General features: G+C 45.7%; 11 protein-coding genes. 5 read left to right on the top strand and 6 right to left on the bottom strand.

The features are described from left to right. Positions 1-42 precede the first annotated feature (42 nt). The 4 genes from treC to gmhB all read right to left on the bottom strand — a co-directional run bounded on the left by treC (position 43) and on the right by gmhB (position 5,158). Positions 43-1,728 (bottom strand): alpha,alpha-phosphotrehalase, encoded by a 1,686-nt coding sequence (gene treC, locus WJM94_RS09885; protein WP_444494078.1) that lies wholly within the window; start codon positions 1,726-1,728, stop codon positions 43-45. A gap of 208 nt (positions 1,729-1,936) precedes the next feature. Beyond that, on the bottom strand, positions 1,937-3,361 hold the full coding sequence (treB, locus tag WJM94_RS09880; protein WP_444494077.1) for a PTS trehalose transporter subunit IIBC: 1,425 nt from the start codon (positions 3,359-3,361) through the stop codon (positions 1,937-1,939). 197 nt (positions 3,362-3,558) lie between these two features. Further along, on the bottom strand, positions 3,559-4,506 hold the full coding sequence (gene treR / locus WJM94_RS09875) for a trehalose operon repressor TreR (protein WP_444494076.1): 948 nt from the start codon (positions 4,504-4,506) through the stop codon (positions 3,559-3,561). Between the two features lie 100 nt (positions 4,507-4,606). After that, positions 4,607-5,158 (bottom strand): D-glycero-beta-D-manno-heptose 1,7-bisphosphate 7-phosphatase, encoded by a 552-nt coding sequence (gmhB, locus tag WJM94_RS09870; protein WP_444494075.1) that lies wholly within the window; start codon positions 5,156-5,158, stop codon positions 4,607-4,609. 343 nt (positions 5,159-5,501) lie between these two features. Between gmhB and metN the strand changes: the two genes are divergently transcribed. From metN to WJM94_RS09855, 3 genes are read left to right on the top strand one after another with little or no spacing between them, the layout of a single operon-like run. After that, positions 5,502-6,536: a methionine ABC transporter ATP-binding protein MetN gene (gene metN, locus WJM94_RS09865; protein ID WP_444494074.1), complete on the top strand. Its 1,035-nt coding sequence runs from the start codon at positions 5,502-5,504 to the stop codon at positions 6,534-6,536. Continuing rightward, a complete protein-coding gene (locus WJM94_RS09860) occupies positions 6,526-7,203 on the top strand; it encodes a methionine ABC transporter permease (RefSeq protein ID WP_444494073.1) in 678 nt (225 codons plus the stop codon). The genes metN and WJM94_RS09860 overlap by 11 nt, the downstream gene beginning before the upstream one ends. A 24-nt stretch (positions 7,204-7,227) precedes the next feature. Beyond that, positions 7,228-8,037 (top strand): MetQ/NlpA family lipoprotein, encoded by an 810-nt coding sequence (locus tag WJM94_RS09855; protein ID WP_444494072.1) that lies wholly within the window; start codon positions 7,228-7,230, stop codon positions 8,035-8,037. Positions 8,038-8,142: 105 nt separating this feature from the next. On the opposite strand, the gene WJM94_RS09850 is transcribed toward WJM94_RS09855, so the two are convergent. Next, positions 8,143-8,919 (bottom strand): Zn-ribbon-containing protein, encoded by a 777-nt coding sequence (locus WJM94_RS09850; RefSeq protein ID WP_444494071.1) that lies wholly within the window; start codon positions 8,917-8,919, stop codon positions 8,143-8,145. 2 nt (positions 8,920-8,921) lie between these two features. After that, the gene (gene syd, locus WJM94_RS09845) at positions 8,922-9,467 is read right to left on the bottom strand and encodes a SecY-interacting protein (RefSeq protein ID WP_444494070.1); all 546 of its coding nucleotides are present in this window, start codon (positions 9,465-9,467) and stop codon (positions 8,922-8,924) included. A gap of 124 nt (positions 9,468-9,591) precedes the next feature. Here syd and queF point away from each other — a divergent pair, with 124 nt between their 5' ends. Together queF and WJM94_RS09835 are read left to right on the top strand one after the other, a co-directional pair. Then, positions 9,592-10,437, top strand: coding sequence for an NADPH-dependent 7-cyano-7-deazaguanine reductase QueF (queF, locus tag WJM94_RS09840; RefSeq protein WP_444494069.1), 846 nt, complete (start codon positions 9,592-9,594; stop codon positions 10,435-10,437). Between the two features lie 145 nt (positions 10,438-10,582). Further along, a complete protein-coding gene (locus WJM94_RS09835) occupies positions 10,583-12,865 on the top strand; it encodes a tetratricopeptide repeat protein (RefSeq protein ID WP_444494068.1) in 2,283 nt (760 codons plus the stop codon). The last annotated feature ends 45 nt before the right edge of the window (positions 12,866-12,910 follow it).

Raw genomic sequence — 12,910 nt, 5'->3', positions numbered from 1 at the left:
CAAAGCCTTTAGTGGGGATGACATCGTAAATGAGAGGTTAAGTTACTCTTCGATCAACAAAATTCGCGTTTCATACGGGCGCAGTGTTTGATGACGAGAGGCCACTGAACTGGCCGAATTCTGGTAATTGGACAGCAAACACTTCGCTTTCGTCATCTCAAAGTGTTCTGGGAACACACATTCCACGTCCTCACCATAGTAGTTATTGATACACAAAAGCGTCTGCGTTTCATTCTGGCGAGCGTAAGCAAATATACGAGAATGTTCCGGAAGCAAGTCCTCATAGCTGCCGTCGGTGATTACCGGGATCTGTTTGCGCAGCTCAATCAAACGCTTGTAGAAGTAAAACACGGAATTTAAATCCGCTACTGCAGACTCCGCATTGATCTCAGGATAGTTCTGCGCCACCTCTAACCACGGTGTTCCCTCGGTAAAGCCAGCATGAGTTTGGCTGTTCCACTGCATCGGTGTACGGGAATTATCTCGTGATTTCTGAGCCAGAATAGCCATCATTTCCTGATGCGTCACCCCATCACGATTCACCATGATGTCGTACATGTTAGTACTCTCCACATCACGATACTGACTGATCTCCGTATAACCCGGATTAGTCATGCCGATCTCTTCACCTTGATAAACATAAGGCGTGCCCTGCATCATGTGAACCGATGCTGCCAACATCTTAGCCGACTCCACACGGTATTGTTGATCATCACCTAGTCGGCTCACGACTCGTGGCTGATCATGATTACACCAAAACAATGCGCCCCAACCTTTACCATTCAAACCGGTTTGCCAATGATTGAAGATCTGTTTGAGCTGAAGAAAATCAAACGGTGCTTTGGTCCACTTTTCACCATTGGGGTAATCGACTTTTAAGTGGTGGAAGTTAAACACCATAGAAAGCTCTTTGCCATCTAAAGACGAATATTGCTGACAGTGCTCAAGAGTGGTCGAAGACATCTCTCCTACGGTCACACTGCCGTATTTTTGAAATACCGCGTTACTTATCTCTTGCAGGTACTCATGCACCCGTGGGCCATCGGTATAAAAACGACGACCATCGCCAATATCATCGCTCGGAAAATCTTGCTGTTTGGAAATCAGGTTAATGACATCCAGACGGAATCCGTCCACGCCTTTCTCTGCCCAAAAGCTGATCACGTCTTTAACTTCTTCGCGAACGACCGGATTCTCCCAGTTTAAGTCCGCTTGTTCTTTCGCAAACAGGTGTAAGTAGTACTGACCAGTGGCTTCATCCAGTTCCCATGCGTTACCGCCAAACTTAGACTGCCAGTTGTTTGGCTCAGCCCCGTTTACAGGATCTTTCCAGATGTAGTAGTCACGATAAGGGCTGTTTTTGTCGCCCAATGCTGACTGGAACCATTTGTGCTCAGTTGAGGTATGGTTGACGACAATGTCCATGATGATTCGGATACCAAGCTGGTGAGCCTCCACCAGCAAAGAATCAAAGTCTTCCATGGTGCCAAAGTCTGGATTGATAGAATAATAATCAGAGATATCGTAACCGTTGTCGATCATTGGCGACTGGTAGACCGGCGTTAACCAAATCGCATCCACACCAAGGTGCTTCAAATAATCCAGTTTAGAAATGATCCCGTTAATATCTCCGGTGCCTTTGCTGCCACTATCGCAAAAACTTTTCGGGTAAATTTGGTAGATCGTTGCGGTTTTCCACCAGCTCTCATCTTGCTTGGTCATAGCCATTTCTAACACTCACTTACCATTAAATTCAAAAAAGGTCGCCATGACAATCATGGCCAAATACTGGTCATTCTTAAGAGCAACGAAGGGGTATAGCAGGGAATCTTTAAATGCGAGACTCCAGACATCTCGTTCCTCGACTCTGAAATGACAGTTTTAAAGTTTAGAGAAACGAAGCAATGATTTTTTGACCATCGCTTCGTTAAGCCCATTACGCGCTTGCCGTCTCAAGCTCGCCTTTGGCTTTTGCACGTTTATAAAGAATCAGCGTCAATCCAGCAGGTACCACTATCGCCACTAACATTGCCAAGGCAAACACACCCCAGAACTGAGGCTGGATAGATAAGATGCCAGGCAAACCACCCACACCGATACCGTTCGCCATCACGCCAGCACTGCCACACACAGCCGCCGCACATGCACTGCCTATCATTGCACTCAGCATTGGGAACTTGTATTTCAGGTTGATACCGTACATCGCCGGTTCAGTAACGCCCAGATAAGCAGAGATTGCAGCCGGAACGGAGATTTCTCGCTCGTCTTGCTTCTTACTAATAATAATGATGCCGATAACCGCTGATGCCTGAGCAATGTTTGACAGTGCAATCAAAGGCCAAATTGGCGTGCCACCAAGCTCTTGCATGAGTTGGAGATCCACTGCGTTAGTGGTGTGATGTATACCTGTGATAACTAGTGGCGCGTAAAGGAAACCGAAAATCGTTGAGCCAATTACCGCAAAATCACCCGTCATAGCGGCCTTGGCTGCGAATGCCACACCATTACCTAACATGCGGCCAAATGGGCCGATTATAGAGTGCGCGAGAATCACAGAGACAATGATGGAGACAAACGGCACGATGACCAGATACAGGTAAGATGGGGTGATGCGTTTTAGGTATTTCTCAATGTACGCCAGAACCACACCCGCGAGCATTGCAGGAATCACCTGCGCCTGGTAACCCACTTTCTCAATCACAAACCAACCGAAGTCCCATACTTCCGGCGCTTGCTTACCGATCAAATAAGCGTTCATTAATTGTGGAGAGACCAGCGTTACACCCAGCGTGATACCGAGAATCGGCGTACCACCAAGTTTTTTGACCGTTGACCAACATACGCCAACTGGCAGGAAGAAGAATATTGCTTCGCCAATCAGCCATAAGAACGAATGCACTGTCGCCCAGAACTGACTGATTTCAGTCAATGTCTGACCATCAAACATCTTGATGTCGCCAATCACGTTACGGAAACCAAGGATCAGACCACCAGTGATGATGGCTGGTAACAGAGGAACAAAGATTTCTGCAAGGTGAGAGATGCCACGCTCAACGATATTCATGTTCTGACGCGCCGCATTTTTTGACTCGTCTTTGCTGGCTTCGCTTTTCCCCGTCATCTCGATCAATACCTTATAAACTTCATCGACTTCAGTGCCGATGACGACTTGGAATTGACCTGCGTTAGTAAAACAGCCTTTTACTATTGGCAGTGCTTCTAACTGCTTAATATCGGCCTGCTCAGTCTTATTCAGTACAAAACGTAAACGAGTTAAGCAGTGGCTCACACTAGCAATGTTGTCAGAGCCTCCGACCAACTCAATAAGACGCTGTACATCTTTACGCGCAATCTTACTCATAACTTTGTCCACCCTGTATTGGATATGTTTAACTTTTCATTGTATTTATTATTAATGGGAACATTCCCACGAAGTGGTTTTATATTGCCACCTGAAGATAAAAAACAAAATGGGAACAGTCCCATTAATTGAAAAGGATCACAAACTAAGTCTAGGGCAGGACACCCATTATGCGACTATGGCATATGGTTTTATCACTAGTGGCTGACAGGTTTCTGGGTGAAGTGCAGTAAAGAATGGTTGCCATTCAACTGGTTAATCAGCATGTTAGCGGCTTTTTTACCAGCATGGGCATAACCGGGATCAACACTGAATACTTTTGGGAAGAGAAAAGAGAGAAGTTCATTGCCACCAACGCCAGTTACGACGACATCTTCGCGGCCTAATTCTTGTAAGCGCTTGATGACGCCCAGCGCGAGCGTGTCACTGGCACACACAATGGCTTGGGTGTCCTCTTGTAATACGTGATCGACCAACTGATAAGCACTCTCATGGCTAAGCGCTCCGGTCTTAAAGCAAGGCGAGATATTTCTGCTCTGGCACCACAACTGGTAAGCATTCAAACGCGCGAATCCCGTTGTTCTGTCGTCAGAGTCCACGCCAATATACGCAATTCGAGAAAGCGATTGTTGCTCTAAATGGGACAGAGCCATATCAATCACACCCTGGTTATCGTAATTAATTGAGGACACGTCACTCGTGTCCATGGCAATGACCACAATGCGATTGCCCCACTCCGCGAGTGCTTGTTCATCACACCCGGTAAAACCAAACACAATAACGCCATCGACATTACGCCGTCTTAGCACTTCCAAGTGATCAATGGTTTTTACACGATCAAACTGGCTCTCCATGATCACTACGTCATACCCAGCAGAATATAACTCTTTAAGCATAGTGCCCACGGCTTGGTTTTCTGATGGAGAATCCAAACGAGAAATGATCACGCCCACCACCTTTTGACTGCCACCCCGCATCGACTGAGCAGACTTGGAAGGTACATAGCCTGAATCACGAATGATATTTTCAACCTTCTCACGCGTTTCTGGCTTTACTTTCGGATCGTTAGTGAGCACACGGCTAACCGTCGACTTGCCAACGCCAGCCAATTTTGCGATATCAAGAATGGTGAGTTTTTTGCTCATAGGTGACAAACTAAAGTGAACAGTAATTTAGGTTATTGAACTTTAACAGCAAACATAGAAAAGGGAAGCAAGCGCTTCCCTTTAAAATTTGGCTATGATGTTACTTCTTTAAATATGCAGGGACGTCAGCAATGCTATCCAGCACGACTGTCGCTAGTGCTTCACCTTGCTCAGTGATAGGTTTGCCAGTACGCACTAGAATCTTAGTTCCTACTCCAGCGGCTTCTGCTGCCAACATGTCTTCCGCTTTATCGCCAACCATCACAGACTTTTCCATGTCGATCTTCAAGAAGTCGCGTGCAGAAATGAACATGCCCGGTTTTGGCTTGCGGCAATCACAATCTTGTTTGTATTCACCGATACCATGTTCAGGGTGATGTGGGCAGTAATAAAAGCCATCGAACTCAACGCCGTGGTCAACGAAGTTCCAGTCCATCCACTGAGTCAGGGACAAGAAACGGTCTTCACTGAATTTACCACGCGCGATACCTGACTGGTTAGTGACGAGCACCAATAAGTACCCCTGGTCCTTCAGCGCTTTCGTCGCCTCAAACACACCGTCAATGTACTCAAAATCATGTTCGTCGTGAACGTAACCATGATCAACGTTAATTACGCCATCACGATCGATAAAAACAGCTGGTTTTGCCAAAACGTATTTCTCTATTAACTCGGTTTAAGCAGATTATTACATACCTTATAAGCTTCAACACTATCTATTTAGGTTGACACTCCCACAAATGCGCCGAGCTGTTGGATAAGAATCGTTGAAATTAGGAGGTCTCACCCGGTTATCAGATAACACGGGATAAAAACCACCTCTTTCTCATATCAGAACGTTTGCACATTTAGACGTCTAGACGTAAAAATATCTATTGACTTAAATCAAGTTACCCCATAGCATCAACTGTAAATTGAGATAGAGCTCAACATTAAGTTCTGTCAAAAGCCGTTTTTGACAACGAAGTTCCCCATATCTCTATGCAGGTTGAAACATGATAGAAATAAAAAACGTCAATAAAGTGTTCTACCAAGGCAATAAAGAAATCCTTGCCCTGAAAGACATTAACCTACATATCGCCAAGGGCACCATCTTTGGGGTGATCGGCTCTTCGGGTGCTGGTAAAAGTACTCTGATCCGCTGTGTGAACATGCTAGAAGCACCGACTTCTGGCTCCATCATCGTAGATGGCGTTGACCTGACTAAACTAAGCAAATCACAATTGGTAGAAACACGTCGTAACATCGGCATGATCTTCCAGCACTTTAACCTGCTGTCGTCTCGTACCGTTTTCGATAACGTCGCACTACCTCTTGAACTTGCAGGTAAAGATAAATCGCACATCAGTGCAAAAGTAACCGAACTGCTTAAATTAGTCGGCCTGGAAGACAAACACGAAAGCTACCCTGCGAACCTGAGCGGTGGTCAAAAGCAACGTGTGGCAATTGCCCGTGCACTGGCGTCCGATCCAAGCGTTCTGCTGTGTGATGAAGCCACCAGCGCTCTGGATCCTGCAACAACTCAATCGATTCTTGAACTATTAAAAAAGATCAACCGCAAGCTCGACATTACTATTTTGCTGATCACTCATGAAATGGAAGTGGTGAAAAGCATCTGTCATGAAGTGGCTATCATTGGCGGTGGTGAACTGGTTGAGAAAGGCACAGTTGGTGAGATTTTCGCTCACCCTAAAACTGAGCTTGCGCACGAATTTATTCGTTCGACGCTGGATCTTTCGATTCCAGAAGATTACCAAGTTCGACTTCAATCAAATCGCGTTGAAGGCAGCTACCCACTGATTCGAATGGAATTCACTGGCGCGACTGTTGACGCACCGTTAATGTCTCACATTTCACGTATATACAATATTGATGTGAGCATCCTGAGTTCTGATCTTGACTACGCTGGCGGTGTAAAGTTCGGCATGATGGTCGCAGAACTGTTTGGTAATGAAGAAGACGATAACGCAGCCATCGAATACCTGCGTGAGCACAACGTGAAAGTAGAGGTACTTGGCTATGTCCTTTAATACTGTATCTGAATGGCTGAGCCTAAATAGCTCTCTTCTTCTGGGTGCAACTTGGGAAACCTTATACATGGTAGCGGTTGCCGGCATTGTTGGCTTCGCCATCGGTATCCCATTAGGTGTCATTTTGCACACAACCAAGAAAGGTGGTCTGTTAGAGAATACTAAGCTCAACAGCATTCTCGGTGCCATTGTTAACGTTGGCCGTTCAGTACCTTTCCTGGTGCTAATGGTTGCGATTATCCCGGTAACAAAAATGCTGGTTGGTACCTTTATCGGCACAACCGCAGCAATCGTACCGCTTACCATTGGCGCAATCCCTTTTGTAGCGCGCCTAATCGAAGGTGCCTTGCTTGAAGTACCAACAGGTCTGGTGGAAGCGGCGCAGTCAATGGGTGCAACACCTGTACAAATCATCACAAAAGTTCTGCTACCTGAGGCAATGCCGACTATTGTTAACTCAGTAACGATTACACTAGTGACGCTAGTAAGCTACTCAGCAATGGCAGGTACGGTTGGTGGTGGTGGCCTTGGTGACGTTGCGATTCGATACGGTTTTCACCGCTACGATGTGACCATCATGGCTGTAACCGTGGTTATGCTGATTGTTCTAGTACAAATTATTCAATCTATCGGCGACGCAGTGGTACGCCGTGTAGATCACAGATAAGCAATAAATTATAAGGAGATACAGATGAAATTTAGCCTTAAAGGTCTTTTGACTGTCGTAACAGCTGCTTCTGCGCTAGCACTTACTGGTTGTGGTGAAAAAGAAGTGGATGTAAGCAAAGTAAAAGTCGGCGTTATCGCTGGTGCTGAAGCACAAGTTGCTGAAGTTGCAGCAAAAATCGCAAAAGAGAAATACAACCTAGATGTTGAGCTGGTTACTTTTACTGATTACGTAACACCAAACGCAGCACTAGACGACGGTTCTGTTGATGCAAACGCATTCCAACACAAACCATACCTGGATCAGCAAATCCAAGACCGTGGCTACAAACTGGCTATCGCTGGTAACACGTTCGTTTACCCAATTGCTGGTTACTCAAAACAAATTAAATCTGTTGACGAAATCCAAGATGGCGCACGTATCGCGGTACCAAACGATCCAACTAACCTAGGTCGTTCACTGCTTCTTCTACAACAACAAGGTTTGATTGAGCTACGTGAAGGTGTTGGTCTGCTTGCAACAGTACGTGACGTCGTTGGCAACCCTAAAAACATCGAAATCATTGAGCTTGAAGCACCACAACTTCCTCGTTCACTGGATGACGTAACGCTGTCTATCATCAACACAACATACGCAAGCTCTATCGATCTGTCTCCAGAGCGTGACGGTGTATTTGTTGAAGACAAAGAGTCTCCATACGTAAACCTAATCGTAGCGCGTGAAAATAACGTTAACGCTGAAAATGTACAAAACTTCGTAAAAGCTTACCAAACTGAAGAAGTTTACGAAGCAGCGAAAGAGCTATTCAAAGGCGGCGTAGTAAAAGGTTGGTAATCCAACTCTGCTGAAAGTACGCACCAACAAAAGGGCTGATGTGAAAACATCAGCCCTTTTACTATTCAGCAAGTTAAACAAAAGTCAGCAAGTTAAACAAAATCCTTACTTAAGATGGTCCCAGGAAATATTCGAGACAATTCGGCAGTCATCGCACTTAAAGTAGAAGATGTCATGCAATGGTTCGTCCAGTAGCCACTCCCCTCCACACTTTGGACACTTACGCGCTTTTTCACTCTCAAGAGACTGACCGCCCACACGATACTGGTAGTAGTAAGTCGGGATTTTAGTGATGTATTCAATACGGCCACGTAAATCCCAGCCTCGACGGAACAGCACGCTGTCAACGTCACAGATTTCATGCAGGGCCGCATGCTCAGCTCGGCATCCGCCCGCCATTTGGATTTCATCGCACGCTTGCCATTCTGTTTGCCACTTAATGACCGCTTTGTGGTCACCGTTTAGCGTTGGTTCGTTGCGGTACAGAGGGATTGGCAACAAAGTTTCACCACTGCGCAGAGGTGAACAGGTATGCACATAAGTCGTATACAGCACTTGCCAGCTTGGTGCTTCATCCTCTGCCGCTTGCTCCGAGTTCAGGTCACGGCCAAGCATGCGCATTTTTGGAGCGAGTAAAGACGCATCCGACAGCCGATTCATGCACACTTTGACAAAATCAGAATGGTAACGCGGATGCAAACTGTCTTGCTCAGGGCAAACCACACGAACAAAGAACTCGCCATCTCCCATCACAATAGGAAATTCACGACCAAGCACCTGCCCGTTATAGCGGAGCGCATCCATCAAACCATTGATGGCCTTATCTACCGCGCTGACTGTGGTGTTATCAAAGCATTCAAACTGTAACTCAACAACGTACATGCTTACACCGCTGCCTCTAGGTTGGTCAGAAACTCACTCACATTATCTGCAAGCACATCACGCTGAGACGTCCCCAGACGTTCAAGAATCACGTTACCCGTCAAGTTACAAATCGAGATCACATCCAGCTCTGCGTCGGTCACGGCAATAAATACCGTCGGTTTTAGCTTAAGACGACGCTGAGTCACCAGATGACCAAGAATGTTTTCCTGCAGACGTTCGAAATCGTCGTCGCTCCATACCTGTAGCAATGTCAGTGCATTACCCTTCCAGGTGCCTTCCATATCTGCACTGTATTGCGAACCATAGAAAGCCTTAATGTCATCGTGTAACGTCAACTCAATAGCGTTCTCTACGTTAGTAAAATCCGCCATGTCTTCACGTGGGAAAGCTTTCCATAACACCACCCCATCACGTTTCTCTTCAACACAAGGAGAAACAAGATCTGCCAGCTCTTCGCTGCAAGGCAATTCGTTATGCTTATTTTGCCAAGCTTGTTGGTAGCGCAGGCTGAAGTCTTGTAGCGCCTGAGTAACGGTGTGGGTCATGAAGGTCTCCTCATTCCTTATTTGTCAGATAGCAGGTTTGTTAGATTGTAATGTTTGCCGGATAGCAATTAATCAGCGGATTCAGTAAAATTCTTGTCATTCTAATCGAAAATGACCACAAAGTATGAGCAAATATTCTGACGCTAAAGAGCTTGCAGGCCTGACTCTGGGCAAAAAGACCGAGTACGCTAACCAATACGACGCAAGTCTGCTGCAGCCGGTTCCTCGTAGCCTGAACCGCGATGACCTTGAACTGGGTGAAACCCTGCCGTTCATGGGCCATGACATTTGGACGTTATATGAACTGTCGTGGCTGAATGTCAAAGGCCTACCACAAGTTGCCGTTGGAGAAGTGTACATTCCGGCAACCAGTGCAAACCTGATTGAATCGAAGTCATTTAAGCTGTACCTGAACAGTTACAACCAAACCCGTTTTACTAACTGGGAAGAAGTGGCAGAGCGTTTAACACAAGACCTTTCAGCATGTGCTGGTGAACAAGTTTCGGTAGAAGTAAACCCAGTATCACATTACACCAACCAGCCTATCGTCACGATGGAAGGCGAGTGTATTGACGATCAAGATATTGAAATCAACAGTTACGACTTTGATGCAACGCTTCTTGAAGGTGCCGCTGGTGAAGAGCAAGTTGAAGAGACACTTCACAGCCACTTGCTAAAATCAAACTGTTTGATCACCAACCAGCCAGACTGGGGCAGCGTCGAAATCCGCTATAAAGGTGCTAAGATTGACCGAGAGAAACTGCTGCGTTATCTGGTTTCATTCCGTGAACACAACGAGTTCCATGAACAGTGTGTGGAGCGTATTTTCACCGACCTGATGAAATATTGCCAACCAAACAAGCTAACTGTGTTTGCTCGTTACACACGCCGTGGCGGTTTGGACATCAACCCATACCGTTCGACAGAGCAAGATAAGCCATCTCATAACCATCGTATGGCTCGTCAATAAACGAGTAGTCAATTAGCCTGTATAGGTTCAGCAATCTATTGGATTGCTGAACTTTTTATTGGCCAAGCATGATACTATACCCAAACATCTCAAGGTGACTTGGGAATAATCAGCTAAATCTAAACCAGTTCGAGGGAACGAAAGGATGTTTTGGGACAGATCGCGTCTATCCAGATTGTTGGGCTTTTTCTGCTTGTTACTAGCACAGCCGCTTCACGCGACCATTTTATCTTCCGCTTTGCTCAATGAAGCCCAACAACTGGCTGAAATCGACCCTTCGAAAGCGAGGCAAGCTGCGACAAACTACCTGATGCAGAGAGAGCTAATAGAGCGAAATGAAAGCGATAGCCCTTCTGCAATGTCTCGTGAAGAAACCGACCGCAGTATTCGCACACCCAGCAGTACCATAGAAGCCTATAAAATCATTGCCCAAGCGAACTACGCGATGGGCGATGTAAGCTCAGCGATTAAAAACCTCAATGAAGCCCAGCTATTAGCCCAAAAATTCGAGCTGCCTTACCTGAATTTGGATGTAAAGCTTATTCGTAACCAGATGATATGGATGGGCAATAAAAACTACGCAGCGGCAGAAGAAAATCTTAATCAAATTGAACAAGAACTGAACCAAGCTGATGCCGTATTGCAACGAATGGACAGCATCCGATATCGATTGGTCATGCAACGTGCATTATTAGAATCTTATCGCGGTGATACGGTAAGCGCAGAACGCTTTTATACACAAGCGAAGGAAATGCTGGAAAAAAATCGCTCTGACTTAGCACTGATCGATTACTACACCACAGTCGGCGAGTTTTACCTTAACGATAAAAAGTACAACCTGGCACTTTCAGAGCTTTTATACGGTTACTGGCAGTCGATTGAAAGTGACAGTGGAACCAGACTGGCAAAAGTAAATCGTCTGCTGGCAAGACTGTTCCAAGAGCGACGTGTATACGACAAAGCCATGGAGTACTTATCGCAGGCTGCGGATTTTTACGATGCTTATCCAAACTCACCAATCTTAGCTGACGTACTTGAGCAAATGGGCGACGTTTACTTTTATCAAGGCAAATTTAATCTCGCTCTGGTCCACTACTTCAACGTGTTGGATCACGAGAGCACAAGTAAAAGCATTAATCGCATGATCCAGATTCGCTTGAGCCTTGCCGCAACTTATCTGCAGCTTTTCAACTACGCTCTTGCCGAGCAATACTTAGATAGCTCGACCGAACTATTGGAATATGCTGACCTTCCAGAATTAAAAGCGAAGGCAGCCCTGCTTCAATCAGGCCTTGCTTATCACCAGAACGACAGTACGAGCGTGATTGAAAATGCGACAAAAGCACTCACGTTCATCGAATCATCGCCAGAAAAAAACAATTTCATCAAGCAACAATCTTACCTTTATCTCGGACTTGGCTACGAACTGGCGGGTGAATATCAACTCTCTCTGGAGGCACATAAGCAATATACCCGCCTGGTGAAACTGGAGCAGATCCAGTTAAACCAAATCAGTGAAGATGCTTTCCGCCAACAAAAAGAGTTTGCTGAACAAACGATTCACTATGTGGGATTGACCGATCGCCTGGCTCAAGTGGAACTGGAGCATCGTAAGTTCCAGAAGATTTCCTTTGCACTGTTCATCACCGTATTGATCATGTTTCTGTTCATCATGCGCCGTGGCGTAATCATTCAACGTCAAGCCAACCAAATCGACAAGTTACGCAATGATTTATTTACCCACTCTCGCTCGCGATTGAACAACTTGCGTATGCTTAATGTGAAGCTGTCACGATCATTGAAGAAATCGAGCGATACTTTCGAACAATGGCAATTGGGCGAGTTAATCCACGAACCGCTTAATGACCGTTTGCGCTTTGTGATGATTGACCTGCCTTTCCTACGCAGTATGTATGTTCAGAACGGCTATAAAGCCGGGCTAGAGTTAGAGCGGGCCTTTGGCGAATTCCTAGCAGAAAAAGTCCAGAAGCCAGCCCGTTTGTATCATTTCTCTGACGCAAATTTGCTTTATATCGAGCCAAACGCAGATCGAGATTCATCAGCGGAATTAATGTTTGATAAGTTCCAAACCTGGGTAGATGAGTTCGCGAGACAGCACAATGTTAGTCGTACAGTTCGTATGGGTATCAGTGATTACCCGTTTTTACCACGAGCGTACACGGCAATAAATGATGCAGAGTTACTGGATCTGTTACTGCTTGCAACTCATATCGCGCGTGAAATCAGTCTGAAAGATAAGCAAAGCCACTGGGTATTCCTGAAAGCGATAGATAATGCGCCAGCGGCCAGCTTTGCAACGGGTGATATAAGAAAGGCATGCCAACACGCCATCAATCAAGGACTAATCAAGATTCACTCTTCATATAAGAATGAGGATGACATCAAGAAAATATTAAAAAATGGGTAATTAACTGGCACTTAGAATTAATAACAGATGACGCTATAAGGTTTT

Source organism: Vibrio sp. YIC-376 (assembly GCF_052353105.1).
GTDB lineage: Bacteria > Pseudomonadota > Gammaproteobacteria > Enterobacterales > Vibrionaceae > Vibrio.
Note: the sequence above shows the minus strand (reverse complement) of the source record. Positions and strands in the feature narration are given on the sequence as shown.

Bases quoted from the DNA above. Each gene is read 5' to 3' on its own strand.
- treC (WP_444494078.1), bottom strand. From the start codon at position 1,728: ATGGCTATGACCAAGCAAGATGAGAGCTGGTGGAAAACCGCAACGATC.
- treB (WP_444494077.1), bottom strand. From the start codon at position 3,361: ATGAGTAAGATTGCGCGTAAAGATGTACAGCGTCTTATTGAGTTGGTC.
- treR (WP_444494076.1), bottom strand. From the start codon at position 4,506: ATGAGCAAAAAACTCACCATTCTTGATATCGCAAAATTGGCTGGCGTT.
- metN (WP_444494074.1), top strand. From the start codon at position 5,502: ATGATAGAAATAAAAAACGTCAATAAAGTGTTCTACCAAGGCAATAAA.
- WJM94_RS09860 (WP_444494073.1), top strand. From the start codon at position 6,526: ATGTCCTTTAATACTGTATCTGAATGGCTGAGCCTAAATAGCTCTCTT.
- WJM94_RS09855 (WP_444494072.1), top strand. From the start codon at position 7,228: ATGAAATTTAGCCTTAAAGGTCTTTTGACTGTCGTAACAGCTGCTTCT.
- WJM94_RS09850 (WP_444494071.1), bottom strand. From the start codon at position 8,919: ATGTACGTTGTTGAGTTACAGTTTGAATGCTTTGATAACACCACAGTC.
- syd (WP_444494070.1), bottom strand. From the start codon at position 9,467: ATGACCCACACCGTTACTCAGGCGCTACAAGACTTCAGCCTGCGCTAC.
- queF (WP_444494069.1), top strand. From the start codon at position 9,592: ATGAGCAAATATTCTGACGCTAAAGAGCTTGCAGGCCTGACTCTGGGC.
- WJM94_RS09835 (WP_444494068.1), top strand. From the start codon at position 10,583: ATGTTTTGGGACAGATCGCGTCTATCCAGATTGTTGGGCTTTTTCTGC.